Source organism: Nocardioides deserti, from assembly GCF_014266025.1.
Lineage (GTDB): Bacteria > Actinomycetota > Actinomycetes > Propionibacteriales > Nocardioidaceae > Nocardioides > Nocardioides deserti.
The window spans coordinates 1-24663 of the sequence record NZ_JACMYC010000021.1; the positions used below are offsets into that span (position 1 = coordinate 1).

Sequence of the window (24663 nt, forward strand, 5' to 3'; positions counted from 1 at the left end):
CGGCCGGCGCAGTCCGCGCAGCCGGCCTCGCCGCGCGGCCAGCAGCGGCCCGCCCCAGCGCCTGGCCAGACACCCGGCCCTACACCCGCCACGCCGCCGCCCACGCAGGGACGCGGCGGGCGCGGCTTCCGGTTCCCGCGGCCGCGGGTGCGCTGGGTGTTCCTGCTGCTGCTCGCGTGGATCGCCTACCTGGTCGTCGTGCCGGTGCTGGCGTGGAACGACGTCGACAAGGTCGACTTCGAGCCCGACGGCGACCGTCCGGGCGACCAGCCGGGCACGACGTACCTCCTGGTCGGCAGCGACTCGCGCGGCGACCTGTCCCCGGAGGAGCGCAAGCGGCTCGGCACCGGCGGCGCACAGGGCCAGCGCACCGACACGATCATGCTGCTGCACACCGGCTCCGGGCCGAACCTGCTCATGTCGATCCCGCGCGACTCGATCGTCGAGGTGCCAGGGCACGGCACGACCAAGGTCAACGCGGCGTACGCGTTCGGCGGCCCGAAGCTGCTGGTGCGCACCATCGAGAACGAGACCGGCATCCGGGTCGACGACTACGTCGAGATCGGCATGGGTGGCCTCGCCGGCGTCGTCGACGCGGTCGGCGGCATCGAGATCTGCCCCGAGAACGCGATGAAGGACCCGCAGGCGAAGCTCGACATCGAGGCCGGCTGCCAGGAGGCCGACGGCGCGACCGCGCTCGGCTACGCCCGGTCGCGCAAGACCTACGCCCGCTTCGGCGACACCCAGCGCGCCCAGGCTCAGCGCGAGGTCGTCTCGGCGGTCGGCAAGAAGGTCGTCTCGCCGTGGACGGTGCTCAACCCGTTCCGCTACTGGGACCTCAACCAGTCCGTGCCGGGCTTCTTCGCCTTCGGCGAGGGCACCGGCCCGGTCCGCGCCGGCCTGTGGGCGATGGCGATGACGCGGGTCAACGGCGAGTCCGGGCTGACCTGCGGCGTCCCGATCAGCGACCTCGCGGTGAACTGGGACCCCGAGCGGTCGAAGCAGATGTTCGACGCCATCATCGAGGACGACACCGACTCGATCCCGCGGAAGCTGTGCACGCCGACGGGCCTGCCGAAGGAAGTGACCGGATGACCTCCTACGAGACCCTGCTGTGGGACGTCGACGACCACGGCGTCGCGACGCTCACCCTGCACCGCCCCGACCAGCTCAACGCGTTCAGCGTGACGATGGCCCGCGAGCTCGAGCAGGTCTTCCGGACCGACGCGCTCTCCGACGACGTGCGGGCGGTGGTCGTCACCGGCGCCGGCCGCGCGTTCTGCGCCGGCATGGACCTCTCCGCCGACGGCAACGTGTTCGGTCTCGACGAGTCGCTGCGCCCGGACCCGGCGGAGTTCCGCGCGGCGTACGACCGGGCGCCCTACGACGACGGCGTCCGTGACACCGGCGGCAAGGTCACGCTGGCGATCCACGCGCTGCCCAAGCCCGTCATCGCCGCCATCAACGGCCCCGCGGTCGGCATCGGCGCGACGATGACGCTCGCGATGGACCTGCGGCTGGCCTCGTCGAAGGCGCGCATCGGCTTCGTCTTCGGCAAGCTCGGGATCGTTCCGGAGGCGGCGTCGTCGTACTTCCTGCCCCGCATCGTCGGCATCCAGCAGGCGCTCGAGTGGGTCTACTCCGCCGAGATCCTCACCGCCGACCAGGCGCTCGCCGGCCGGCTGCTGCGCTCGGTGCACGAGCCCGAGGAGCTGCTGCCGGCCGCGCAGGAGCTGGCGCGCTCGTTCGTCGACGGCCGCTCTCCTGTCGCGCTCGCGCTCGCCAAGCAGCTGCTGCACCGCGGCGCGGCCGCCGCCGACCCGCTCGAGGCGCACCTCAACGACTCGCTGGCGATGTACTGGACCTCGCTCGGCGACGGCAAGGAGGGCGTGGCCGCCTTCCGCGAGAAGCGCGCGCCGGAGTTCACCGGCCGGGCCTCGGACCTCCCGCCGGTCTTCTGATGGCCGCCCCCGGCGCCGCGTCGGCCGGTCCCCCGCCCCGCGGGTTCGGGGGTCGCGAGAAGTGGGGTGCGGTCGTGGCCAACCTGGTCCTCGCCCTGCTCGCGGCGGCCGCGGTCGCCGGCGTCCTGGCGGCGGTTCCGCGCGACGTCACCGCCGTCATGCTGCTGGTCGGCTACACGGCGTACGCCGGGTTGCTCACGCTGGGGCTCGCGGTCGCCACGGCGCTGACCGACCGGCTCCCGGTCGTCGGCGCCGGCACGGTCGACGGCGAGCCCGCCGTGGGCGTCCGGGCCCGCCCGGCGGAGTGGTGGTACGCCGTCGCCCTCGACGTGGGACTGCTGGTGCTGGGCTGCGCGCTGGTCGGGGTCGGCCTGGCCGCCGGCGGCGAGTGGGCGCTGTGGTCGCTGCCGATCGGGCTGGTCGGCGCCTGGTTCGGTGTCCGCGCCCTGCTGGCGATCACCGGCCGGCGGCGGGTCGAGGCCCTGTGGCTGACGGCGGACCACGTCGTGCACGACGCCCCCTGGGGCCGCGAGCGCGTCGGCCGGGACCAGGTCAGCGAGGTGCGGCCGATCAGCGGCACGAGCTACGTCCTGGTGCGGGTGGACGGCCCGGTCGAGCGGACGCTGTGCCCGCGCTGGTGGCGCGGTCCGGACCGCCGGGCGCGACCGGCCGACGACACTGGCGGTGGCACCGGGCGCGTCGAGCTCCGCTGCGCGGACGTCGGGCACGAGCCCGCGGACCTCGGGGCGTGGCTGCGCGACGAGCTCGGCCTCGAGGCGGGGCGGAGGCGCACCACGCGCTGAGCCGCGTCCGGGCACTCCTCGGCGGCCCGGGGTTTTCGGGACGGCGCAGCCGGTCAGACTGCCGGGCATGACCACGACACCCGCCGAGGAGCAGCCGTCGCGTCCGACGCTGCCGCCGGTCGTCTACGTGCCAACGACCGACGACCCCGAGCCCACCGCCCGCAGGGTCGTGCTCCACCAGGTCGCCGACGGGCGCACCGCCCTCTACACCTACTCCGCGCTCGACCGGCTGCACGACCACTACCTGCCCGACAGCTCGTGGGTGCTCTGCGACGGGTCGGCGCTCCAGCGCATCCACGAAGCCACGCCCTACGACCTGCTCTTCGTCGACGTGGACCCGGGCCTGCGCGCGGACCGGATGGACGAGGGCCGGGTGGACGGCAGCGGGGCGCCGGCATGAGCGACGTCTACGTCGACCTCGCCGCGCTGGGCAGGATCGCGACCGCCCTGGACAACGGGGCGTCGGGCCTGGAGGACCTGGCCGACAGCGTGCCGAGCGGGATCGACGCCGGCCCCATGACCGGCGTCATCGCGAGCATGATCGCCCAGGTCACCGACAGCGCCGGCGAGGTCTCGACCTCGCTGACCTCGGCCGCCGAGCTGGTGCGTCAGTGCCGCACCTACTACCGCACCGTCGACGAGGACTCCGCCCTCGGCCTGGCCGAGATCCGCGAGGTGATGACGCCGTGAGCGTCGACACCGAGATCCAGGGCTCGCCGGCGTCGATCGAGTCCGCCGAGACCTGGCTGCGCGACCAGCTAGCGACGGCACTGTCCGACGCCTCCGACCGCCTCAACGACGCCCGCCGGGACGCGGAGTCGTCGTGGGACAGCCTCGCGGGCGACCAGTTCGCGACGGCGGTGCGCACCGGGCGCGACACCACCGACGACCTCGAGACCGCCACCAAGAAGATGGCGGACGACCTCGGGGACTTCGCCGAGAAGCTGCGGACCTGCCAGTCCGACATGGCCACCATCCGCACCGACGCGCGGGCGGCCGGCCTGTCGGTCAGCGGGTTCGTCATCGCCGACCCGGGCCCCGGTCCCGCCCGCCCGCCGGACGGGTTCACCGGCACCGAGGCCGAGGTCGCCGCGCACGACCGGGCCGTGGCGGCGTACGACGCGCACCAGGACCTGGTCCGCGCCTACAACCACGCCTCGAGCGAGGCCGACCGCATCGACCGGAAGTACGCCACGGCGTGCCGGGAGCTGCAGGACGAGTACACGGTCGGCCAGCACGCATCGTGGATCGTCACCATGGGTGACGTCCTCGGCGACCTCGCCGCGGGCGTGATCGGCGTCAGCATCGCGCGCAACCAGTCGGCGCTGCACGGCCGCGCCCGCGACCTCCTCGGCGAGGCCGAGCGCGCCATCCGCGACCTCCAGGCGAACCCGGACCGCTACATCAAGCGCAAGTGGTTCTTCTTCCGCACCCTCGACGAGGCCCGGCTCGAGGCGGACCGGCTGGCGATCCAGGGCAAGCTGGACGAGGCCGAGGACCTGCTCCGGCGCGCCGACGACCTCGACGGAGGACGCCTGCCGCGCTACCTCGGACGGGCCGGGAAGGTCCTCGGTCCGCTCGGGCTGGGCCTCGGCGTCTACAACGACTACCAGGAGGGCGAGAGCGCCACGCAGATCGCGGTCTCGCAGGGCGGCTCCCTCCTCGCGGGCGTCGGTGCGGGCGCCGCCGTGGGTGCTGCGGTCGGGTCGGTCGTCCCCGTGGCCGGCACCGCCGTCGGTGCGGCCGTGGGTGCTGTCGTCGGCGCCGGCGTGTCGATCTTCGCCGACGGCGCGATCGACTCGCTGTTCGAGAACGGCCCCGACGTCGGCGAGGCCTTCGAGGAGGGCCTCGACGCGCTCGCCGACACCGGTGACGCGATCGCCGACGGCGTCGGCGGCGCCATCGACACCGTGGGCGGCTGGTTCAGCTGAGGCCGGGGCGCGCGACGCGGCCCGGCAGCGTCGCGGAGGTGCGCGGTCTCAGGCGGCGAGGCTGCGGCGCAGCCGGGCGAGGATCTGGGTGATCAGCCGGGAGACCTGCTCCTGGGTGACGCCGACCTCGTCGCCGATCTGGGTCTGCGTGCGGTTCTCGAAGAACCGCAGCTCGATGATACGTCGCTCCCGCTCGGTCAGCTCCTCCATGAGCGGGCGCAGGGCGAGCCGCGCCTCGGCCGAGGCGAAGGCCGGGTCGAGGTCCCCCATCGACCGGGTCGGGTCGTCCTCGCCGTCGAGCCCCGGCGCGTCGAGCGAGACCGGCGTGAAGCAGCCGGTGGCGTTGAGCGAGTCCAGCACCAGCTGGAGCGGTACGTCGAGGTGCGCGGCGACCTCCGCCGGGCGCGGCGCGCGGCCCAGCCGCTGGGTCAGCTCGCCCTCGGCGGCGGTGACCCGCGCCTGGACCTCCTGCACCGACCGGGGCGGGCGGACCGTCCAGCCGGCGTCGCGGAAGTAGCGGCGGATCTCGCCGCGCAGCGTCGGCACCGCGAAGCTGAGGAAGTCGTCACCGAGGGTCGGGTCGAAGCCGCGCACGGCCTTGACCAGTCCGAGGTAGGCCACCTGGTCGACGTCCTCGTCGGGGATCCCGCGGCCGTGGTAGCGCCGCGCCACGTCGGAGGCGACGCCCATGTTGAGCGCGATGACGTCGTCCTCGTAGCGGGTGCGGAGCTCCCCCTGGCTGGCGCGCGCCCGGGACAGCAGCCGGGCGGTCTCCATCCGCCGGCGGCTGTCGGTCAGGGCGGGCGGGTGCGGTGGGAGCGGCCGCGCGCGCGGCGTCGAGGGCGGCGTCGAGGGCACGGCCGCGTCGAGCGGTCCGCCCTCGTCGTACGTCCACGCGCTTCCGGCCACCACGACTCGTCCTCCGTCATCGGCTGACCCCCCAGCCAACGCCCGCATCGTCCCACGGAGCCGCGGGCACGGCCACCGGATCGGGTGGATCGGTCCAGACGTGCGAGACCGGGGCGCGGACCTCGCGGTCCTCGCCCCGGTCGAGGGGTGCTGTCGGGTGGTGCTGCTGCGCTGCGGTCAGCTCGCGGCGCTGGCCGCCTCCGCCTCGGAGGTCGCACCGGCGGTGCTGAGGTTGCCGGCCTTGTCCTCGAGGTGGGCGCGGACGAACCAGTGGAACAGCTCGATCTGGTTGGTCTGGGAGATGAACATGTCCTCGGTCACCGGGTCGAGCTCTCCGAGCTCCTCGATGCCCTTGCGGTAGTCCCCGATGACGCCGGCGTAGACGAGGTCGAGCGCACCCAGGTGCTCCTGGGTGGTGGCGCGACCGATGCTGTACTCCTCCCAGTGCCGGTTCTCCACCAGCTTGCCGGGGGTGCCGCACGGCGAGCCACCGAGGGTCGCGATCCGCTCGGCCAGCTCGTCGGCGAAGCCACGGACCGCCTCGACCTGCGGGTCGAGCATCTCGTGGACGGCGATGAAGTGCGGACCCACGACGTTCCAGTGGATGTGCTTGAGCGTCAGGTGCAGGTCGTTGGTGGCGTTGAGCCGGCCCTGGAGCAACTCCACGACGCGCTCGGCGTCGGACTCGCTCATGCCGGGAACGGTGTAGCGGAGCTTGTTGGTCATGGCGCGCAGGTACCCACCACCCGCTGGGGTGAATCGCCGTACGCCGTGGTCCGGGGCACGTCCGGACCACGTGCGAGCGCCCGGCCGGTCGAGTGTCCTCGACCGCCCGGGCGCCCTTCCGCCCGCCCTCAGGGGCGGCGGTGCGTCACTTCTTGACGGTGACCTTGACGGTCTTCTTGGCCGTCTTCGTGGAGGCGTTGCCGAGGTACTTCACGACGATCTTCTTGGTGCCCTTGCCGAGCTTCTTGACGGCGAGGGTCGCGCGGCCGCCCTGGAGCTGCTTGGTCGCGACCCGCTTGCCGCCGACGATGGCGACGACCTTGCCGGTGGCGGCCTTGCCGTCCTCGCGGACGACCGCGGTCGCCACCTTGGCGGGCTTGCCCTTCTTGATCGTGGCCTTCTTCGCCTTGGCGGCCATCGCGGCCCTCTGCTTGTTGACCTTGACCGTGCCGACGACCGCGCTCTCGCCGGGCTTGATCTCGCACGGGAGCAGGTCGATGGGCAGGGGCAGGTTCGCCAGCGGCGACATGCTGAAGGCGCTCGGCAGCTTGACGTCGTACACGCCGGCCTTGGCCGGGGTCCTGAAGCCGCCGAGGTTGCCCGCGAGGCCGGCGACATCGGACAGAGCACCCAGGGGCGCGGCGAGGTTGTCCAGCGGCAGCGGCAGGTTGCCGAGCAGCAGGTCGAAGCCGGGCAGGTTCGCGCCCAGCTGGTTGACGCCGGGGATCAGGTTGAGCAGGCCGAGCAGGCCGCCCACCTGGAGGTCACCGACGATCGGCAGGCCGGCGGGAACCTCGAAGTCGGCCAGCAGGTCGGTCGGCAGGTCGGCGCCCGACAGCGACAGCGGCACGTCGATCGCGCCGACGATCGGCAGCGTGCAGCTGAACGTCGCGCCGCCGCCGATCGCCTTGGCCGAGGCCGGCGTCGCGGCGCCGGCGGAGCCGGCACCGCCGGCGACGAGCGCGCCGGTGGTCAGGACGGTCGCGAGGCCGGTGGCGGCCAGGCGCTTGGTGACAGCAGAAGTCGTCATGTGTAGAGCTCCCTCCCAGAAGCAGACGGCGCTGCCTCCCTGCAGCGGCCACCGAGAAACGTAGGGGGCTGTGGCCTGGCTCGCAGCGGATTGGGGCAACCGGTCGGTCAGGCTCCGGTGGTTCACTGGGGCCATGACCAGCTGGCAGGATCCCGAGGCCGTCCGGTTCATGCTCGACGACTGCGAGACGTGGGCGGTGGTGGGCCTCTCCGGCGACCCCGGCCGCACGGCGTACCAGATCGCGCAGCTGCTCCAGCAGCGCGGCAAGCGCATCGTCCCCGTCCACCCTTCGGCCGAGACCGTGCTCGGCGAGCAGGGCTACGCGACGCTCGCGGACGTGCCGTTCCCCATCGACGTCGTCGACGTCTTCCGCCGCTCCGAGGCTGCCGGCGAGTTCGCCGACCAGGCCGTCGCCGTCGGCGCGAAGGCGGTGTGGTTCCAGCTCGGCGTCGTCGACGAGGCCGCCTTCGAGCGCACCACCGCCGCCGGCGTCCCCATAGTCATGGACACCTGTCCCGCCATCGAGTGGCGCCGCCGCTGACCCCCGTCCCCGCTGTGGTCGCGGCGAAGGCAGCCTGCGTCTCGGCTGGTTGAGGAGGGCCGCCGGGCCCGTCTCGAAACCCGCCGAGCAGCTCCTCAACTGGTTGTCCCGAATGGTGGTCTGACCTGGGGAAACAGCAGCCTCACAGTCGGTGGTCACTGCTTGAGTAGACCCATGGCCAAGGACTCCCGACACAGCGCACACCCGGTGTGCCGCGCGGTCGCGAAGTCCCGCAAGAAGACCCGCTCGGCATGCAGCTCCCAGCTGTGGCAGATGTCCGACGACGAGGTCTCGGACACCCTCCTCGAAGCCACGCGACTGCGTGCCCAAAGGTCGAGGCGCTCGAGCTGCGTCTCGCCGCCGAGGCCGACCGCCGGACGGTCGGGGACCGGGTCGGCGCGACCGACACAGCGTCCTGGTGGAGCCACGAGACCCGCCAGGACAAGCCGGCTGCCAAGCGCCGGATGCGGCTCGCCGAGTCCCTCGACCGCCACACGCCGACCTCGGCGGCTCTGGCGGAGGGCGCGATCAGCGTCGACCACGCGCGTGTCATCACCGACTGCGTCGATCGGCTCCCGGGCGACCTTCCCGACCCGTCGATCCCAGAGCGGGCCGAGAAGCACCTGCTGACCGAGGCGCTCGACCTGGACCCCAGGTCGTTGGCGATCCTCGCGAAGCACGTCCTCACCGTGGTCGCCCCCGAGATCGGCGAGGATCGAGACGCCCGAGCGCTGGAGCGCGAGGAGCGCGAAGCACGGGCCAACGCGTGGCTCACCATGTGCCCGGACGGGAAGGGCAGCTACCGCGGGAAGTTCTCCATCCCGACCATGCAGGGCGCCATGCTGCGCAAGATGCTGCTCGCGTTCGCCGCGCCCAAGCACCAAGCCGCCACCAAGGACGGCGACGCGGAGCAGGATCAGGTCGAGCGACGGCCCTCACCGGAACGCATGGGGGACGCGTTCTGCGAGCTCATCGAACGCCTCCCCGCCCACGAGCTCCCGAAGCTCGGCGGGCTCAACGCCTCCATCATCGTCCTGCTCGACTTCACCGGCCTCAAGAGCGACATCGGCCGCGCGGTCCTCGAGACCGGCGAACCCATCTCCGCCTCCCTGGCCCGACGCATGGCTTGCGAGGCCGGCCTGATCCCCGCCGTCCTGGGCAGCCGGTCCGAGCTGCTCGACCTCGGCCGCACCGCCCGCCCGTTCAACGGCGCACAACGCCTCGGCCTCGTCCTCACCCAACGGGTCTGCACCGCCATCGGCTGTGACTGGCCGGCACACCTGTGCCACGCCCACCACGACGACAGCTGGCTCTCCGGCGGCGAGACCAACATGGACAAGGCCCGGCTGCTGTGTCCCCGCCACCACGCCCGGATCCACGACCCACGGTTCGAGACCATGATCCACCCCGACAACCAGGTCACCTTCCACATGTGGACATGACGCTGGTCGGGCAAGGAGGCTCGGATCACCGGGTCTCGTCGACCCTCGCTTGCGCTCGCTGCTCGACCAACGATCAGGGCGGAGTGGATCGGTGGGCGTGGGTACCGCGTCGCCATGGATGCGGAGATCAGCCTGACCGTGGACGGGGTGCGGCGCACCGTCATGGTCGACACGCGGACCACGCTGCTCGACGCGCTGCGGGAGCGGCTCGGCGTCACGAACCCGAAGAAGGGGTGCGACCACGGGCAGTGCGGGTCGTGCACGGTGCTGCTCGACGGGCGGCGGCACCTGACGTGCCTGTCGCTGGCGGTGGCGAACGACGGCGCTGAGGTGACGACGGCCGGCGGGCTGCGGGGCAGCGACGGTGGGCTGCACCCGGTGCAGCAGGCGTTCCTCGACCAGGACGGCTACCAGTGCGGCTACTGCACCCCAGGCCAGGTGTGCTCGGCGGTCGGCGTGCTCGACGAGATCGAGCAGGGACACGTCAGCCACGTGAGCGACGACCTCGAAGCCGATCCGGAACTCACCGACGACGAGATCCGGGAGCGGATGAGCGGCAACCTGTGCCGCTGCGGGGCGTACGTCGGCATCCTCGGCGCCGTCAGGCAGGCCGCGGCCGCGAGCAGCGAGGGCGGTGCCGCGTGAAGGAGCTGACCTACCACCGGGCCGACGACGCCGCCTCCGCGGTGGCGCTGGTCGCCGGCGACCCGGACGCGCGGTTCCTCGGTGGCGGGACCAACCTCGTCGACCACCTCAAGCTGGGGGTCACCTCCCCCACGACGCTCGTCGACGTCAGCCGGCTGCCGCTCGACGAGGTGACCGAGCTGCCCGACGGCGGCCTGCGCATCGGCACGAACGTCCGCAACAGCGACCTCGCCGCGCACCGGGCGGTACGCCGCGGCTGGCCCGTCGTCGCCCGAGCGCTCCTGGCCGGGGCGAGCGGCCAGATCCGCAACCAGGCGACGACCGGCGGCAACCTCCTGCAGCGGACGCGGTGCGTGTACTTCCAGGACGTCACCACGCCGTGCAACAAGCGCGACCCCGGCACCGGCTGCAGCGCGATCGGCGGCTACGGCCGCTACAACGCCGTGCTCGGCGCCAGCGAGGCCTGCGTGACCACCCACCCCTCCGACCTCGCGGTCGCGCTGGCCGCCGTCGACGCGACCGTGGTCGTGCTCGGCCAGGACGGCGAGCGCCGGGTGCCGATGAGCGACTTCCACCGGCTGCCGGGCGACCGGCCCGAGCAGGACACGACGCTGGCGCACGGCGAGCTGGTGACGGCGGTCGAGCTGCCCGCAACCGGGACCGCCCGCCGCTCGACGTACCGCAAGGCGCGCGACCGGGCGTCGTACGCCTTCGCGCTCGTCTCCGTCGCCGCCGGTCTCGAGCTCGATGACGACGGCCGGGTCCGCGACGTGCGGATCGCCTGGGGCGGCGTGGCGCACAAGCCGTGGCGGGCGGAGGTGGCCGAGGCGGAGCTGCGTGGGCGGTTCGTCAGCGAGGAGTCCGTCCGCGCGGCCGCCGAGGCCGAGCTCGCGGCCGCGGTGACCGACGAGCAGACGGCGTACAAGGTGCCGATGGTCCGCAACCTCACCGCCCTGACCCTCACCGGCCTCGCGGAAGGAGCGACCCGATGACCGCCGACCAGGTCACCCCCGAACCGCTCCGGTCGACCAGCTCGATCGGCACCAGCCTGCTGCGCCGCGACGGCGTCGAGAAGGTCACCGGCGACGCGACGTACGCCGTTGAGCACCCGGTCACCGGACCGGCCGGCGAGCCGCCGCTGCACGCCTGGCTGGTCACCTCGACCGTCGCCCGCGGCCGCGTGGTCGCCGTCGACGCGACCGCCGCGCTCGCCCACGCGGGCGTCGTGTCGGTGGTCGACCACACCAGCGCGCCGCGCCTGGCCGACACCAGCGACCGCGAGCTCGCGATCCTCCAGGACGACGCGATCGCCTTCCGCGGCCAGATCGTCGCGATCGTGCTCGCCGAGACGTCCGAGTCCGCGCGCGAGGGCGCCGCGCTCGTGCACGTCGAGCAGGAGGCCGAGCCGCACGCGGCGGCGTTCCAGGAGGACTCCCCGACCTACGCGCCCGAGTCCGTCAACGGCGGCTCGGAGACCGACACGCTCGACGGCGACCCCGACGAGGCGCTCGCTCGTGCGCTGGTGACCGTCGACGCGACGTACACGACCCCGCACGAGCACAACAACCCGATGGAGCCGCACGCCGCGACCGCGCTGTGGGACGGCGAGCGGCTCACGCTGCACGACTCCACCCAGGGCCCGCGCCCGGTCCGCGGCACGCTCGCGCCGATGCTCGGCCTGGCGGAGGAGCAGGTGCGGGTGCTGGCGCCGTACGTCGGCGGCGGCTTCGGCTCCAAGGGACTCCCCCACGCGCCCGAGATGGCGGTCGCGCTCGCCGCGATGACCGTGCCGGGACAGCCCGTGCGGCTGGCCGTGACGCGGCAGCAGATGTTCGCGCTGACCGGCTACCGGACGCCGACCCGCTCTCACGTCCGGCTCGGCGCCCACCCCGACGGCCGGCTCGAGGCGCTGCGCCACGACGCGGTCACCCAGTCCTCACGGGTCAAGGAGTTCGCGGAGCAGGCGGCGGTGCCGGCGCGGGTCATGTACGCCGCCCCGCACCGCGCGACGACCCACCGGGTCGCCGAGCTCGACGTGCCGGTGCCGTCGTGGATGCGCGCGCCCGGCGAGATGCCGGGTATGTACGCCCAGGAGGTCGCGGTCGACGAGCTCGCGCTCCACGCCGGCCTCGACCCGGTCGCGCTGCGCGTGCGGAACGAGCCCGACGTCGACCCCGACACGGGCAACCCGTGGGGCAACCGGCGGCTGGTCGAGTGCCTGCGCCGCGGCGCCGAACGGTTCGGCTGGGCCGACCGCCCGACCGGGGCGCGGGCGACCGTCGACGGTGAGTGGTGGGTCGGCACGGGCGTCGCCGCGTCGACGTACCCGATGCTCTGGATGCCCGGCAACATCGCCCGGGTCCGCTCGCTCGACGGGGGGCGGTACGCCGTCGCCATCGCCGCGACCGACATCGGCACCGGCGCCCGCACCGTGCTCACCCAGATCGCCGCTGACGCGCTCGGCTGCCCGCCCGAGGCGATCGACCTCGACATGGCCGACAGCGACCTGCCGTTCGGCTCGGTCGCGGGCGGCTCGTCCGGCACCACCTCGTGGGGCACGGCGATCGTCGCGGCCGCGCAGCAGTTCCGCGCCGACCACGGCGAGCACCCCGACCCGGGGGTGGAGACGACGGCCGCGTCGGGGCAGTACGCCGACATGGACGGCCACGCGCTGCACTCCTTCGGCGCGGTCTTCTGCGAGGCGCGGGTGCACCGCTACACCGGTGAGGTGCGCGTGCCGCGCCTGCTCGGCGTCTACTCCGTCGGCCGCGTCGTCAACCCGCGGACCGCCCGCTCCCAGCTGCTCGGCGGCCTGGTCATGGGCCTGTCGGCGGCGCTGCACGAGGAGGGCTGGCGCGACCCGCGGACCGGGCACACCGTGACCCAGGACCTGGCGACGTACCACGTCGCCGCGCACGCGGACGTCCGCGACATCGACGCGGAGTGGCTCGACGACATCGACGAGCTGTCGACGCCGATGGGCTCGCGCGGCATCGGCGAGATCGGCATCGTCGGCACCGCGGCGGCGGTCGCCAACGCGACGTACCACGCCACCGGGGTGCGGGTGCGGGACCTGCCGCTCACCGCCGACCACTTCCTGGAGTAGTCCGCGACGCGAGGCGGGCGTCGACGATCGTTCAATTGCTGGGATATGTCGTGGTGGGAGCGTTCTCATCCGCGACAACCAAACAATTGAACGACTGTCGACGCCGCGGACTGGCAAGCCCCAGCGACGGTAGGCGTCAGGGCGCGTCGTCGACCGCAGGCATCACGGCGGTGGGGTCGAGGGCCTCGCCGGTGCCGGTGCCGGCGTCCGCGTCGGGGGCCGGGGGCGACCCCACCAGCGCTGCCAGGGCGGAGAGCGCGACCCAGGTGAGCACGGCGACGACGGCGTAGCGCACGACCGCGGTCTCGGCCGGCATCGTGCCGACCAGCGCCGACCAGAGCGCCGGCGTGGTGAGGACGGCGGCGCCTCCGAGCACCGGGACGGACACCAGGTTCACGAGCCCGCCTCCACCATCGCCTCGGCCGAGGCGACACCGACCGATCGGACCTGCCCGGCGCCGACGAGCTCCTGGTAGGAGAGCACCGGCAGCCGGTCGACCTGCTGGTGGACCAGCCGGCGGAGCGCGGGGCGGACCTGAGGGGCGCACACGAGCACCGGGCGCACGTCGGCGTTCTCGGCCTCGACGAGGAGCTGGCCGAGGCGGTTCACGACGGCTTGGGCGACGAACGGGTCGAGGAGCAGGACGTTGCCGTCCTCCCCCATCCGCATCGACTCCAGCATCTGCTGCTCCAGCCGCGGCTCCAGGCTGATCACGTGGACGATCCCGTCGCGCAGGTGCGGCGCCACGATGGCGGGGCCCAGTGCCGCGCGGGCGGCCTCGACGAGGGCGTCGTGCTCCTTGGTGTCCGCAGCGCGCAGCGACAACGCCTCGTAGATGCGGACCAGGTCGCGGATCGAGACCCCTTCGTCGAGCAGGGACTGCAGGACCCGCTGCACCTGGCCGAGGCTGAGCAGGGTCGGGGTGAGCTCGTCGACGACCACGGGGTGGGTCCGCTTGACCACGTCGGTGAGCAGCCGGACGTCCTCCCGGCCGAGCAGGCGGCTGGCGTGGGTGTTGACGACGTGGGAGAGGTGCGTGGTCACCACCGCCGTCCGCTCGACGACGGTGGCACCACCGATCTCGGCCTGGTGGGCCAGCTCGGCGGGGATCCACTTCGCGTCCAGGCCGAAGACCGGTTCCCGGGTCGGTTCGCCGGGCAGCGAGGCCAGGTCGTCACCGATCGCCAGGACGGTGCCGCGGGGGGCCTCGCCCCGCGCCACCTCGATGCCGAACAGCTTGATGACGTAGGTGCGCAGCGGCAGGTCGAGGTTGTCCCGGGTGCGCACCGGCGGGATGAGCACCCCCGTCTCCAGCGCCACCTTGCGGCGCAGCGCCTTGACCCGCTCGAGCAGGTCCCCTCCGTGCTCGCGGTCGACGAGGTCGATGAGGTCGGCGGACAGCTCGAGGCTGAGCGGGTCGACCTGGATCTCCGCGGCGAGCAGCTCGGGGGTGTCGCTCGGGGCGGTGGCGAGCTCGACCGCGGCCTCGGGGGCGTCCTTCGCGCCCTCCTCGTCGACGCGGGTCGAGACGAGCAGGAAGGCGCCGCCGGCCAGCAGGAACGGGATCTTCGGCATCCCCGGGATCAGGCACATGGCGAGCGCCGTGCCGCCGGCCACCCGCAGCGGCGTCCGCTGGCGGGTGAGCTGCCGGACGATGTCGGAGCCCATGTCCTCCTCGCCGACGCCTCGCGTCACGACCAGACCGGTGGCGACCGAGAGCAGCAGCGCGGGGATCTGGGAGACCAGGCCGTCGCCCACGGAGAGGAGGCTGTAGGTCTGCACCGCGTCCCCGGCCGACATGCCGCGCTGGAGCATGCCGACGGCGAACCCGCCGAGCAGGTTGACCAGCGTGATGACGATCGCCGCGATGGCGTCGCCCTTGACGAACTTCGAGGCACCGTCCATCGCGCCGTAGAAGTCGGCCTCGGCGTGCACCTCGGCCCGCCTGCGGCGCGCCTGCTCCTCGTCGATGAGCCCGCTGTTGAGGTCCGCGTCGATGGCCATCTGCTTGCCGGGCATCGCGTCGAGGGTGAAGCGGGCGCCGACCTCGGCGACGCGGCCGGCGCCGTTGGTGATGACGACGAACTGGATGACCAGCAGGATCGCGAAGATGATGAGCCCGACGATGAGCGAGCCACCGACCACGAAGTGGCCGAAGGTCTCGATCACCTTGCCGGCGTCGCCGTGGAGCAGCACCAGCCGGGTCGCACTGACGTTCAGCGCGAGGCGGAACAGCGTCATCACCAGGAGCACGGCGGGGAACGCCGCGAAGTCGAGCGGTCGGCTCACGAACATCGCGGTCAGCAGGATCAGCAGCGCGCCGGTGATGTTCAGCGCGATCAGCAGGTCCAGCACCACCGCCGGCAGCGGGATGACCAGCATGACGACGATCAGCACGATGCCGAGCGGCACACCGAGCTGGGTCAGGCGCTTGAGGGACAACGCGGAGGCTCCTCGTCGAGGGGGCTTGCGGGCGCCGTCCCTGGCGCGGGTGCGGGGTCCGTCCTGGTCCCTGCTCACCGGCCTATCGGCCGGGCGCCGGCTCGGCTGAGGAGTTCGCGGCAACGGCCGGCGGTGCGATCGACGGTGCGATCGACGGTGCGACCGGCGTGCGGCGCCGCCCGCGCGGGACCACGGGCAGGTCGACCGGCGGGCGCGGGCTCCGGTGCTCCCCGCCGCGGTGGCCCCGGGACCGGCGGCTGATCACGAACGCGAGCACCTGCGCGACGGCGGCGAACAGCTCGGCCGGGATCTCGCGACCGACGTCCGTGGCGCCGTACAACGCCCGGGCGAGGGGTACGTCGCGCACCAGCGGCACGTCGTTCTCGAGGGCGGTCTCGCGGATCCGCTGGGCGACCACGCCCGCACCCCTGGCCACGACCCGCGGGGCCGGCGACGTCTCGTCGTAGCGCAGCGCCACGGCGACGTGGGTCGGGTTGACCAGCACCACGTCGGCTGTCGGCACGTCGGCCATCATCCGGTTGCGGGAGGCCGCGAGCTGCCGCGACCGGATGGCGCTCTTGACCAGCGGGTCGCCCTCGGTCTGCTTGTGCTCGCGCTTGACCTCGTCCTTCGTCATCCGGGTCTGCTTGCCGATCCGCCGGCGCTGCACGGCGTAGTCGAGCACGGCCATCACCAGGCCCGCGACCGCCACGTTGCGCAGCATCGACAGCGCCTCGCCACCCACGATGTCGAGCACGACGCCGATCGGCACGAACCCCCCGAGGAGCGGCATCATCGCGTCGACGCCGAACCAGACGAGGCCGGCGACGACGGAGCACTTCAGCAGCATCTTCGCCCCCTCCCACCAGGCCTGGGGACCGAAGATCCGCTTGAAGCCCTTGATCGGGTCGAGCTTCTTGAGGTTGGGCTTGACCGTCTTGGTGGCGAGGAAGAAGCCGCCCTGCGCGAGCGCGCCCGCGACACCCACGACCAGGATGCAGCAGCCGAGGACGACGAGGGTCAGCAGGATGTGGCCGCCGGCCTCGCCCAGCAGCTCGAGCGCCATCGGGACGTCGGCACCCTCCGCCGCGGTCAGGCACTGCTTCAGCAGCGCGGACAGCGACGACAGCTCGTGGCGCAGCAGCATCGGCACGACGAGGGAGCCCAGCAGCAGCGCCGACCACGCGCCGAGCTCCTGCGTGCGGGCGACCTGCCCCTCCTTGCGCGCCTCCTTGCGGCGCTTCGGGGTCGGCTTCTCGGTCTTGTCCTCGCTCATCCGACCTCCCTCACGAGGCACCCACGATCGCGGCCATGGCCTTCAGCGCGGCCTCCACGAGGCGGTCCACGACACCGGGCAGCACGGGGAACGAGAGCCCGACGAGGAGCAGGGTCAGACCGATCTTGGCGGGGAAGACCACGTTGATGGCGTTCAGCTGGGGGGCGACCTTGGTCAGCAGCGCCAGCCCGAGGTCGGTGATGAAGAGGACCGCGGCCATCGGCAGCGCGATCTGCACGGCGGTGATGAAGAACAGCTCGAAGACCGAGGTCAGCACCGCCACTCCCCCGGGCAGCTCCGGGCTCTGCCCGATCGGGACGGCTGCGAAGGAGCGCAGCAGTCCCCCGACCACGATGAGGTAGCCGCCGCTCACGAAGAGCAGCACGGTCGCCAGCCACTGGTGCAGGTTGCCGAGCACGGTGCTCGCGTTCATCCCCAGCGGGTCGAACGCCTGCGCGAGCGAGAATCCGCCGAAGACGTCGATCAGCGCGCCGGCCGCCGCGACCGCGGCGAACAGCAGCGACGTGACGTACCCCATGGCCGCCCCCAGGACGACCTGGGTCAGCACCGTCATCACCAGGCCGACGGCGTCGAGCGGCACGGCACCGGCGGCCAGCGACGGGGTCACCGCGAACGCCAGACCGAGGGCCAGCACGACCTTCGCCGGCGCCGGGATCGTGCGCGACGAGAACGGCTGCACCACGGCCAGCCAGGCGATGATGCGCACCGAGGCGAGGAGGTACGTCAGCAGCGGCTCGCCCGCGACGGTCAGCGTCATGACGATCAGCCGAGCAGGGCGGGGATCTGGGCGTACAGCTGCTCGGTGAAGTTCACCAGCGTGTGCAGCATCCAGTTGCCGCTCACGAGCAGCGCGATGCCGATGCCGATCACCTTGGGCACGAAGGAGAGCGTGAACTCCTGGATCTGCGTCATCGACTGGAACAGCGAGATCGTGAAGCCGATGACGAGCGCGGTGACCAGGATCGGGGCGGAGAGCTTGAGCGCGACGACCATGGTCTGCATCGCGATCTCGATGATCTCGGTGTCACTCATCGCTCGCTCACCCGTAGCTCCCCACGAGCGCGGTGATGATCAGCGCCCACCCGTTGACCAGCACGAACAGCAGCAGCTTGAAGGGCAGCGACACCATCGCGGGCGGCATCATCATCATGCCCAGCGCCATCAGTGCCCCGCTCACGACGATGTCGATGACGAGGAACGGGATGAAGATGATGAAGCCGATGATGAACGCCTGCTCGAGCTCGCTCAGCACGAACGCCGGGACCAGCGTCGATATCGGCACGTCCTCCCGGGTCTCCGGCAGGTCGCGGCCCGCGACGTTCGTCAGCAGCTCCAGCTCGTCGTCGTCGGTCTGGGCGAGCATGAAGGTGCGCAGCGGTGCGATGCCGTCGTCCCAGGCCTCGACGCTCGTCTTGTCGCCGTCGAGGTAGGGCTGCAGCCCGGCCTCGTTGATGTCGGAGAGCACCGGGGCCATCACGAAGAGGCTGAGGAAGAGGGCGAGCCCGGCCAGCACCTGGTTCGGCGGCGTCTGCTGCAGCCCCAGCGCGTTGCGGGTCAGTCCCAGCACCACGAGGATCTTGGTGAAGCAGGTGCAGGTCAGCACGATCGCCGGGAGCAGCGACAGCAGCGTCAGGGTCAGCAGCACCGCGATCGACGTGCCAGGCTTGTCGGTCAGTCCCTCGAGGTCGACCGTGACCGACGAGTCCGCCCCGCCAGGGCCGTCCGGACCTTGGGGGCCGCCCGGCGGCAGCGCGTGGGCGTGGCCGGCCGGCAGGAACGACCAGAGGGCGACGGTGAGCAACGCCAGCACCAGGGCAGCGACGAGGAACCGACCCGGGCGGAGCGCGGGCCGGTCGGCGAGCAGGGTCACGAGGCCTGGCCCCGGACCGCCTCGACCGCACGTCGCCAGGTGGTCGGCGAGAGCAGCGACCCGGCGAGCGGGCCCTCGTCGGCGCGGGTGCTCCGGTTGGCACGGCGAGCGCCGGGGGTCCGCGTCGAGCGCGCGGCGGGCGAGGTGCGGGCGAGCTCGGCGGTCTGCTCGCGCAGCACCGCCGCGAAGAACGGCTGCTCGGCTGCGTCGTGCCGGTCCTGCCGGTCCTGCTGGTCCCACCGGTCCTGCTGGTCCTGCTCGCGGCGGGCGGCCGGCAGCGACGCGACCGGGGCGACGCGGGGCGCGGTGGGCTCCGGACCGGCTGCGGACGCGAGGTCCGGCTCGGCCCCCGGGACCGCCACCAGCTCGGCGGCGTCGAGCTCGGTGATCATCCGGACCTGCTGCTCGGTGACGCCCAGCAGGAGGGTCCGTCCTCCGACGGCGACCACCGCGACCGAGGCGTGGCGGCCGACGGCCTGGCGATGGAGGACGGCGAGCGGCGCACCGGCGCGACCACCGAGCCGCCGCTGCGCCACCCGGGCGACGAGCAGCATCAACCCGAGGACGACCGCCAGCGAGAAGACCAGCCGCAGGACGAGCTCGAACACGCCGACTCAGCTCGCGGCCGGGGTCTCGAGGATCTCGGTGACCCGCAGGCCGAAGTCCTCGTCCACGACGACGACCTCGCCGCGGGCGATCAGGTGCCCGTTCACGAGGAGGTCCGCGGGGCTGCCGGCGGCACGGTCCAGCTCGAGGACGTGGCCCGGGCTGAGCGCGAGCAGCTCGCGGAGGGTCATCCGGGTGCGGCCGAGCTCGACCGTCACCTCCATGTCGACCTCGTTGAGCATCTCGATGCCGCGGCGAGGACCGAGCGTGCCGCCCGTCCCCGGCGCGGGGACGGTGAGCGGGTGGGGGGTGCCTGCGGTCGCCGCCCCGGGGATCGCCCCCGCAGCGGCCACGGCAGCGGCCACCGGAGCGGCCACCGGGGTCGCGCCGCCGGTCGGCGTCGAGGGAAGCGGTGCCGTCGATGCCTGGGTGTGGGCGACGAGCGTGTCCCGGGAGACGAGCAGGGCCGCGGCGATCGAGTCGCCGACGAGCGGCACGACGGTGAAGTCCGTCCCCCCGGCGCCCAGCACGGCGGGGACGACGGCGTCCCGGTCGACCTGCCGGGCGGCCTGGACCGAGGCGCCGAGCACGGTGGCCGCCGCGTCGAGGGCCGGCTGGACCGCGGCGGCCAGGTCGAGGCCGCCGATCGGGCTGGAGGACAGGGCCGAGACCAGCTCGTCCGCCACGAGCAGGCCGAGGACGCCGCCAGCCGGACCGCCGAGCTCGGCGACGACGGCACCGGCGAAGAGCGCCGTGACGTCGGGCCCGCCGGCCTGCGCGCCGGCGGCTTCGAGCTCGTCGGCGGCCGGGATCACGGCGGCGACCGCCGCAGCGGCGGCGAGCGCGAGCTGGTCGGCGTCGCGAGGCGTACCGGTCGGGATGGTGGTCACGAGGGTTCCTTCGGGGTGGCGACGATGAGGGCGGCCAGGCGCTGGCCCTGGGTGCCGGCGGTGGCGTGGGCAAAGACGGTGCCGTCCACGGTGACGTCGAGCGGCGCGGAGGCCGGGTGGCCGAGCCGGATCACGTCGCCGGGGCGGAGCCCGGCGAAGACCTGCGGGGTGAGGGTGGTCGGGCGGCATCGGACGGCCACGTCGACCGGGACGTGCTCGAACTGCTGGCGCAGCAGCTCCGCGGCCTGGGCCCGCTGCGCGCGCTCGCGCCCCGACACCGGGGCGGGCGCGGAGGCGGCGGTCAGGTGCGGCAGCAGGCCGACGAAGGGCAGGCAGACCGTCATCCGGTGCGCCCGGTCGTCGATGCGCAGCTCGAGGTCGACCACGACGACCACGTCGGATGCGCCGGCCGCCTGCGCGAACTGCGGGCTGTACTCCACTCCCACGACGTTCGGCTCGATCGGCACGATGGACCCCAGCGAGTAGCGCATCTCGCCGAAGATCCGGTCCATCAGCCCGCTGATGACGCCGCTCTCGATCTCGGTGAGGGGCCGCTGGGGCTGCCGGGCCGAGCCCGGGCCGCCGAGCATGTGGTCGATGCACGCCATCACCGATTCCAGCGGCATCTCGAGGATGCCGCGGCCGGCGACGGGATCGGCGTCGAAGAGCGTGAGGTACGTCGTGCCGGGCAGGGACTGCACGTACTCGGCGTACGTCCGCTGGTCGATGCCGCGCAGGGTGACCGAGCAGACGCTGCGCAGCATCGAGGTGAAGACCGTGGTCACCTGGCGGCCGAACCCGTCGAAGGCGAGCTGCAGCATCCGCTGGTGCTCGCGGCTGAGCTGGAGCGGGCGGGTGAAGTCGTAGGGCACGGCGACGGCTGACGCGGAGCGGGCGCGCCGGCGCGACCGGACGGCCGAGGGCGCGGCGGGGCGCTCGGCTGCGGACGTCGTCGTGCTCACGAAGGCACCCATCGGTCCCGGACGGGCCGACCTGAGCACTTCGCGTGACTCGATCTTCGGTTGTGGGGCGGCTCCTCCCGGGCCGCTCGCCGGAGGGGTGGGGGGTGGCTGGGGTCAGCAGGCGGTCACTGCGTGACGAACTGGGTGAAGTACACGTCCAGGACCTCCCCGTGGTACCGGTGGTCGAGCTCCTCCACCAGCTGCTCCTTGAGGGCGTGCCGGGTCTTGACCTTGACCAGCTCGTCGGGCTCGCGCCCGCTGAACAGCTCGATGGTCGTGTCGAGCGCCTTGCTGCCGTCCGCGTGGGCGGCTCCTTCGACCAGCTGCAGCGCGATGCCAATCGACAGGTAGTGCCCGTCGGCCAGGTTCACCTGCACCGGGTCCATCACCAGGACCTCCCCCGGCTCGGGCTCCGCCTCACCGGACGGCCGCAGGAGGAACCACCAGGCCGAGCCGGCCGCCAGCAGCACCACGACCAGCAGGAGGACCAGCTTCTTCCGGCCACCTCCGGTCTTCGCGTCCTCCTCGGTCGTGGCCGTCGTGGGCAGGGTGGTGGTGCTCATCAGTGACCTCCTGCGGTCGGTCGATCAGTGGAGCCGGCGAGCTCGGGGAGCAGCTGTCGCACGGTGGCGTCGGCCGCGGACAGCACGACGATGTCGACCCGCTTGTTGACGACCTGCGCGCCGGGGCGCTCGGGGTCGACCAGGGGCCGGGTCTGGCCGTACGCCGCGACGGAGAGCCGCGCCGTCTCCACCCCGAGCCGCTCCTCCAGGCGCCGGAGCACGGTGATCGCGCGGGCGGAGGAGAGGTCCCAGTCGGTGGCGTAGTACCTCGGCCGCGCGCCGAGCTGGTTGGTGTTGCCGGAGATCTCGAGCCGGTCGGGCAGCTTGACCAGGACCGGTCCGACCGCGTCGACGACGCGCGCCCCGCGAGGCGAGAGCGTCGCGAGGTTCGAGCGGAAGACCACGTGCTTGGAGACCAGGCTGACCACCAGGCCGCGCTCGTCGTACCCGGTCCGGATGTCGCCCCGGAGCCCGCGGGCCCTGAGTGCCTGTCGGATCCGCTTCTCGATCGCCCGCAGCCGGGCCAGCTCGCGCCGGGCGGCGTTGCGGTCGGCGACGGTCCGCTCCACGTCGTCTCCCGTCGGAGCCGGTCGTCGCGAGACGGGGGTGACCGGCGCGACCGCCCGGGTGCCGGGCTCCTGGAGCAGCGAGGAGCCCCCGGTCAGCACGGTCGCCTCCTGGCCGAAGCCGATGGCCAGGCTGGCCTTGAGCGCCTGGAATTTCTCCGCGTCGGGCTTGCCCATCGCGAAGAGCACGATGAAGAGGACCATCAGCAGGGTCACCATGTCGGCGTACGTGACCAGCCACCGCTCGTGGTTCTCGTGCTCCTCCTCCTCGACGTGCCGCTTGCGGCCCGCCATGTCAGGCCGCCTCCGCCGGCTGCTGGTCGGCCGGCAGCAGCGCGACCAGGCGGTGCTGGACCACCCGCGGGTTCGAGCCGGCCTGGATCGCCGCGACGCCCTCGATGATCAGCTCCATGCGCCCCGCCTCGAGCTCGCTGAGGCGCTTGAGCTTGGCCGCGATCGGCAGCCAGATCACGTTGGCCGACAGCACGCCCCAGAGGGTGGCGAGGAAGGCCGCGGCGATCGAGTGGCCCAGGGTCTCGGGCTGGTCCAGGTTCTCCAGGACGTGGACCAGGCCCATGACCGTGCCGACGATGCCGATGGTCGGCGCGTAGGCGCCGGCGTCGGCGAAGAGCTTGGCGGCCTGCTTGTCGGCCTTCCGCTTGGCGATCACCTCCGACTCGAGGATGTCGCGGACCTCGTCGGGATCGTTGCCGTCGATGGCGAGCGTGACCCCCTTGACCAGGAACGGGTCGTCGAGCTCACGCGTGGCGTCCTCGAGGGCGAGGAGCCCCTCCCGCCGGGCCTTGTCGGCCAACGAGACGACGGTCGGCACGATGTCGCCGCTCGCCGGCACGGGGGCGGTGAAGGCCCGCTTGATCGCCACGACCGAGCTCTTGGCGTCGGCGAGGGTCCCGCCTGCCACGGACACGAAGAGCGTCGCCCCGAAGACGAGCAGCATCGGCGGCAGCAGCAGCATGCTCATCGGGTTGCCGCCCTCGAGGATGTTGGCGGTGATGATGACGGCGAAGGCGCCGCCGACGCCCACGATCGTGGCCTTGTCCATCAGCGGTCCCCCGTCGGCGCGTCCGACGGCTGCGCAGCGGGTTGCACGGCGGGGTGGGCGGCGGGGTGGGCGGTCACGCTGGCGAGCGGCCGCGACCGGGGGTCGTCGGCCGACCGGGTGTCCTCCTCGGCGTCCCGCCCGATCCGGATGACCTCGCTCAGTGCGATGACCTCCGCACGGTGCAGCCGGGTGGCGGCCACCACGGCGCGCAAGCTCTCGACGACGACGTACTTGGCGCCGGTCGTCAGGGTGATCACCGTGTCCGGCGTCTTGTCCACGCGCTCGATCAGGTCGGAGTTGACGACCAGCTCGGCGCCGGAGAGACGGGTCAGCGAGATCATGCGATGCACCATCCTTAGTGCGGTCGAGGCAGCAGCCGTCCTTGGCCGCTGGGCTCCTCTTCGGCCGCGCCGCGCGGTTCCTGAGCGGATCCGCGCGACGCGACCTGGGAGGACGGGTCAGCGCTTGAGGTTGACGAGGTCCTCGAGCACCGAGTCGGACGTGGTGATCACGCGCGAGCTGGCCTGGAAGCCGCGCTGGGCGAGGATGAGGTTGGTGAACTCGGCCGCCAGGTCGACGTTCGACATCTCCAGCGCGCCTGCGACGATCCGGCCGCGGGCGCCCTCCGCCGGCACGCCGAGCTCGACGGCCCCGGAGTTCGCGCTCTCGCGGAACGAGGTCTCGCCGACCTTCTGCAGGCCCATCGGGTTGTTGAAGTCAGCGATCGCCAGCTGCGCGATCTCGCGGTTGACCCCGTCGTCGAAGGAGCCGATCAGCTTGCCGTCGCTGCCGATGCTGTACGACGTCATCTGGGCCGTGCCGATGGCAGGCGTCACGGCGGTGCTGTTGAGGTTGATGTCGATGAGTCCGCCGGTGCGGTTGCCGGCGGCGTCCAGCGCGTAGCCCTGCACCCGGCCGCCGCCGGGCGAGACCAGGTCACCGGTCTCGTCGAAGGTGAAGGCACCGGCCCGGGTGTAGAGCTGCTCACCACCGGCGCGGACGACGAAGAAGCCGTCGCCGGAGATCATCAGGTCGGTGTTGCGGCCGGTGGTCTGCGCGGAGCCCTGCCCGACGTTCATGGCGGTCGCGGCGAGCTGGACGCCGAGACCGATCTGGATGGGGTTGGTGCCGCCCCGGGCGGCGTTCTCGCCGGAGGCGCCGGTGAGCATCTGGCTGAGCGTGTCCTGGAAGACGGTGGTGCTCGCCTTGAAGCCGGTGGTGTTGGCGTTGGCGATGTTGTTGCCGGTGACGTCCAGCATCGTCTGGTTGACGCGCAGGCCGCTGATGCCGGCGAAGAGGGAACGCAGCAC

At 72.8% G+C, this 24663-nt stretch carries 28 protein-coding genes; 11 read left to right on the top strand and 17 right to left on the bottom strand.

Annotated elements, in window-relative coordinates; translation table 11 throughout:
• From H7344_RS19040 to H7344_RS19065, 6 genes are all read left to right on the top strand, one after another.
• Positions 1-1095: LCP family protein (locus H7344_RS19040; RefSeq protein WP_186347570.1), on the top strand; the 1095-nt coding region annotated here is incomplete at its 5' end.
• Complete coding sequence (locus tag H7344_RS19045) at positions 1092-1961, top strand: crotonase/enoyl-CoA hydratase family protein (protein ID WP_186347571.1); 870 nt, start codon at positions 1092-1094, stop codon at positions 1959-1961. The genes H7344_RS19040 and H7344_RS19045, both read left to right, overlap by 4 nt.
• A 74-nt stretch (positions 1962-2035) precedes the next feature.
• Entirely contained in the window at positions 2036-2764 is a 729-nt protein-coding gene (locus H7344_RS19050; protein WP_186347572.1) for a hypothetical protein, read from the top strand.
• A gap of 67 nt (positions 2765-2831) precedes the next feature.
• Positions 2832-3164, top strand: coding sequence for an SAV_915 family protein (locus H7344_RS19055; protein ID WP_186347573.1), 333 nt, complete (start codon positions 2832-2834; stop codon positions 3162-3164).
• Positions 3161-3454 (top strand): hypothetical protein, encoded by a 294-nt coding sequence (locus H7344_RS19060; protein WP_166192422.1) that lies wholly within the window; start codon positions 3161-3163, stop codon positions 3452-3454. Before H7344_RS19055 ends, H7344_RS19060 begins: the two co-directional genes overlap by 4 nt.
• Positions 3451-4695 (top strand): WXG100-like domain-containing protein, encoded by a 1245-nt coding sequence (locus H7344_RS19065; protein WP_186347574.1) that lies wholly within the window; start codon positions 3451-3453, stop codon positions 4693-4695. The genes H7344_RS19060 and H7344_RS19065 overlap by 4 nt, the downstream gene beginning before the upstream one ends.
• 48 nt (positions 4696-4743) lie before the next feature.
• On the opposite strand, the gene H7344_RS19070 is transcribed toward H7344_RS19065, so the two are convergent.
• The 3 genes from H7344_RS19070 to H7344_RS19080 form a co-directional block, all read right to left on the bottom strand.
• The gene (locus H7344_RS19070; RefSeq protein ID WP_229707162.1) at positions 4744-5607 is read right to left on the bottom strand and encodes a sigma-70 family RNA polymerase sigma factor; all 864 of its coding nucleotides are present in this window, start codon (positions 5605-5607) and stop codon (positions 4744-4746) included.
• 174 nt (positions 5608-5781) lie between these two features.
• Entirely contained in the window at positions 5782-6330 is a 549-nt protein-coding gene (gene dps / locus H7344_RS19075; protein ID WP_186347575.1) for a DNA starvation/stationary phase protection protein Dps, read from the bottom strand.
• Positions 6331-6475: 145 nt separating this feature from the next.
• Complete coding sequence (locus H7344_RS19080; protein ID WP_186347576.1) at positions 6476-7360, bottom strand: Ig-like domain repeat protein; 885 nt, start codon at positions 7358-7360, stop codon at positions 6476-6478.
• Positions 7361-7493: 133 nt separating this feature from the next.
• Between H7344_RS19080 and H7344_RS19085 the strand changes: the two genes are divergently transcribed.
• The 5 genes from H7344_RS19085 to H7344_RS19105 all read left to right on the top strand — a co-directional run bounded on the left by H7344_RS19085 (position 7494) and on the right by H7344_RS19105 (position 13094).
• Positions 7494-7901, top strand: a complete 408-nt coding sequence (locus H7344_RS19085) for a CoA-binding protein (RefSeq protein ID WP_186347577.1) — start codon at positions 7494-7496, stop codon at positions 7899-7901.
• Between the two features lie 251 nt (positions 7902-8152).
• Positions 8153-9343: an HNH endonuclease signature motif containing protein gene (locus H7344_RS19090; protein WP_186347578.1), complete on the top strand. Its 1191-nt coding sequence runs from the start codon at positions 8153-8155 to the stop codon at positions 9341-9343.
• 114 nt (positions 9344-9457) lie between these two features.
• Positions 9458-9988 (top strand): 2Fe-2S iron-sulfur cluster-binding protein, encoded by a 531-nt coding sequence (locus H7344_RS19095; protein ID WP_186347579.1) that lies wholly within the window; start codon positions 9458-9460, stop codon positions 9986-9988.
• Entirely contained in the window at positions 9985-10980 is a 996-nt protein-coding gene (locus H7344_RS19100) for an FAD binding domain-containing protein (protein WP_186347580.1), read from the top strand. The genes H7344_RS19095 and H7344_RS19100 overlap by 4 nt, the downstream gene beginning before the upstream one ends.
• On the top strand, positions 10977-13094 hold the full coding sequence (locus H7344_RS19105) for a xanthine dehydrogenase family protein molybdopterin-binding subunit (RefSeq protein WP_186347581.1): 2118 nt from the start codon (positions 10977-10979) through the stop codon (positions 13092-13094). The genes H7344_RS19100 and H7344_RS19105 overlap by 4 nt, the downstream gene beginning before the upstream one ends.
• Before the next feature lie 136 nt (positions 13095-13230).
• Here H7344_RS19105 and H7344_RS19110 read toward each other — a convergent pair whose 3' ends face one another.
• The 14 genes from H7344_RS19110 to H7344_RS19175 form a co-directional block, all read right to left on the bottom strand.
• Positions 13231-13491, bottom strand: a complete 261-nt coding sequence (locus H7344_RS19110; protein ID WP_186347582.1) for a hypothetical protein — start codon at positions 13489-13491, stop codon at positions 13231-13233.
• Positions 13488-15536 (bottom strand): flagellar biosynthesis protein FlhA, encoded by a 2049-nt coding sequence (gene flhA / locus H7344_RS19115; RefSeq protein ID WP_186347583.1) that lies wholly within the window; start codon positions 15534-15536, stop codon positions 13488-13490. The genes H7344_RS19110 and flhA overlap by 4 nt, the downstream gene beginning before the upstream one ends.
• 82 nt (positions 15537-15618) lie before the next feature.
• Complete coding sequence (locus tag H7344_RS19120) at positions 15619-16812, bottom strand: EscU/YscU/HrcU family type III secretion system export apparatus switch protein (protein WP_186347584.1); 1194 nt, start codon at positions 16810-16812, stop codon at positions 15619-15621.
• Positions 16813-16822: 10 nt separating this feature from the next.
• Complete coding sequence (locus H7344_RS19125; RefSeq protein ID WP_186347585.1) at positions 16823-17590, bottom strand: flagellar biosynthetic protein FliR; 768 nt, start codon at positions 17588-17590, stop codon at positions 16823-16825.
• 5 nt (positions 17591-17595) lie between these two features.
• The gene (gene fliQ / locus H7344_RS19130) at positions 17596-17865 is read right to left on the bottom strand and encodes a flagellar biosynthesis protein FliQ (RefSeq protein ID WP_186347586.1); all 270 of its coding nucleotides are present in this window, start codon (positions 17863-17865) and stop codon (positions 17596-17598) included.
• Between the two features lie 7 nt (positions 17866-17872).
• Entirely contained in the window at positions 17873-18703 is an 831-nt protein-coding gene (gene fliP / locus H7344_RS19135) for a flagellar type III secretion system pore protein FliP (RefSeq protein WP_229707163.1), read from the bottom strand.
• Positions 18700-19311 carry a FliO/MopB family protein gene (locus tag H7344_RS19140; protein ID WP_186347587.1) on the bottom strand — a complete coding sequence of 204 codons (612 nt, stop codon included), beginning with the start codon at positions 19309-19311 and terminating at the stop codon, positions 18700-18702. Before H7344_RS19140 ends, fliP begins: the two co-directional genes overlap by 4 nt.
• A gap of 6 nt (positions 19312-19317) precedes the next feature.
• A complete protein-coding gene (gene fliN, locus H7344_RS21325; RefSeq protein WP_229707164.1) occupies positions 19318-20199 on the bottom strand; it encodes a flagellar motor switch protein FliN in 882 nt (293 codons plus the stop codon).
• Entirely contained in the window at positions 20196-21161 is a 966-nt protein-coding gene (locus H7344_RS19150) for a flagellar motor switch protein FliM (protein WP_229707165.1), read from the bottom strand. Before H7344_RS19150 ends, fliN begins: the two co-directional genes overlap by 4 nt.
• Positions 21162-21286: 125 nt before the next feature.
• Complete coding sequence (locus H7344_RS19155; protein ID WP_186347589.1) at positions 21287-21724, bottom strand: flagellar basal body-associated FliL family protein; 438 nt, start codon at positions 21722-21724, stop codon at positions 21287-21289.
• Entirely contained in the window at positions 21724-22584 is an 861-nt protein-coding gene (locus tag H7344_RS19160; RefSeq protein ID WP_186347590.1) for an OmpA/MotB family protein, read from the bottom strand. Before H7344_RS19160 ends, H7344_RS19155 begins: the two co-directional genes overlap by 1 nt.
• A gap of 1 nt (position 22585) precedes the next feature.
• The gene (locus H7344_RS19165; protein ID WP_186347591.1) at positions 22586-23353 is read right to left on the bottom strand and encodes a motility protein A; all 768 of its coding nucleotides are present in this window, start codon (positions 23351-23353) and stop codon (positions 22586-22588) included.
• Positions 23353-23694: a flagellar FlbD family protein gene (locus H7344_RS19170; protein WP_186347592.1), complete on the bottom strand. Its 342-nt coding sequence runs from the start codon at positions 23692-23694 to the stop codon at positions 23353-23355. The genes H7344_RS19165 and H7344_RS19170 overlap by 1 nt, the downstream gene beginning before the upstream one ends.
• 117 nt (positions 23695-23811) lie before the next feature.
• A complete protein-coding gene (locus H7344_RS19175; RefSeq protein WP_186347593.1) occupies positions 23812-24663 on the bottom strand; it encodes a flagellar hook-basal body complex protein in 852 nt (283 codons plus the stop codon).

Coding starts and splice junctions, on each gene's coding strand:
- H7344_RS19045 (WP_186347571.1), top strand. CDS start 1,092: ATGACCTCCTACGAGACCCTGCTGTGGGACGTCGACGACCACGGCGTC.
- H7344_RS19055 (WP_186347573.1), top strand. CDS start 2,832: ATGACCACGACACCCGCCGAGGAGCAGCCGTCGCGTCCGACGCTGCCG.
- H7344_RS19060 (WP_166192422.1), top strand. CDS start 3,161: ATGAGCGACGTCTACGTCGACCTCGCCGCGCTGGGCAGGATCGCGACC.
- dps (WP_186347575.1), bottom strand. CDS start 6,330: ATGACCAACAAGCTCCGCTACACCGTTCCCGGCATGAGCGAGTCCGAC.
- H7344_RS19080 (WP_186347576.1), bottom strand. CDS start 7,360: ATGACGACTTCTGCTGTCACCAAGCGCCTGGCCGCCACCGGCCTCGCG.
- H7344_RS19085 (WP_186347577.1), top strand. CDS start 7,494: ATGACCAGCTGGCAGGATCCCGAGGCCGTCCGGTTCATGCTCGACGAC.
- H7344_RS19090 (WP_186347578.1), top strand. CDS start 8,153: ATGCAGCTCCCAGCTGTGGCAGATGTCCGACGACGAGGTCTCGGACAC.
- H7344_RS19095 (WP_186347579.1), top strand. CDS start 9,458: ATGGATGCGGAGATCAGCCTGACCGTGGACGGGGTGCGGCGCACCGTC.
- H7344_RS19105 (WP_186347581.1), top strand. CDS start 10,977: ATGACCGCCGACCAGGTCACCCCCGAACCGCTCCGGTCGACCAGCTCG.
- H7344_RS19120 (WP_186347584.1), bottom strand. CDS start 16,812: ATGAGCGAGGACAAGACCGAGAAGCCGACCCCGAAGCGCCGCAAGGAG.
- H7344_RS19125 (WP_186347585.1), bottom strand. CDS start 17,590: ATGACGCTGACCGTCGCGGGCGAGCCGCTGCTGACGTACCTCCTCGCC.
- fliQ (WP_186347586.1), bottom strand. CDS start 17,865: ATGAGTGACACCGAGATCATCGAGATCGCGATGCAGACCATGGTCGTC.
- H7344_RS19155 (WP_186347589.1), bottom strand. CDS start 21,724: ATGAGCACCACCACCCTGCCCACGACGGCCACGACCGAGGAGGACGCG.
- H7344_RS19160 (WP_186347590.1), bottom strand. CDS start 22,584: ATGGCGGGCCGCAAGCGGCACGTCGAGGAGGAGGAGCACGAGAACCAC.
- H7344_RS19165 (WP_186347591.1), bottom strand. CDS start 23,353: ATGGACAAGGCCACGATCGTGGGCGTCGGCGGCGCCTTCGCCGTCATC.
- H7344_RS19170 (WP_186347592.1), bottom strand. CDS start 23,694: ATGATCTCGCTGACCCGTCTCTCCGGCGCCGAGCTGGTCGTCAACTCC.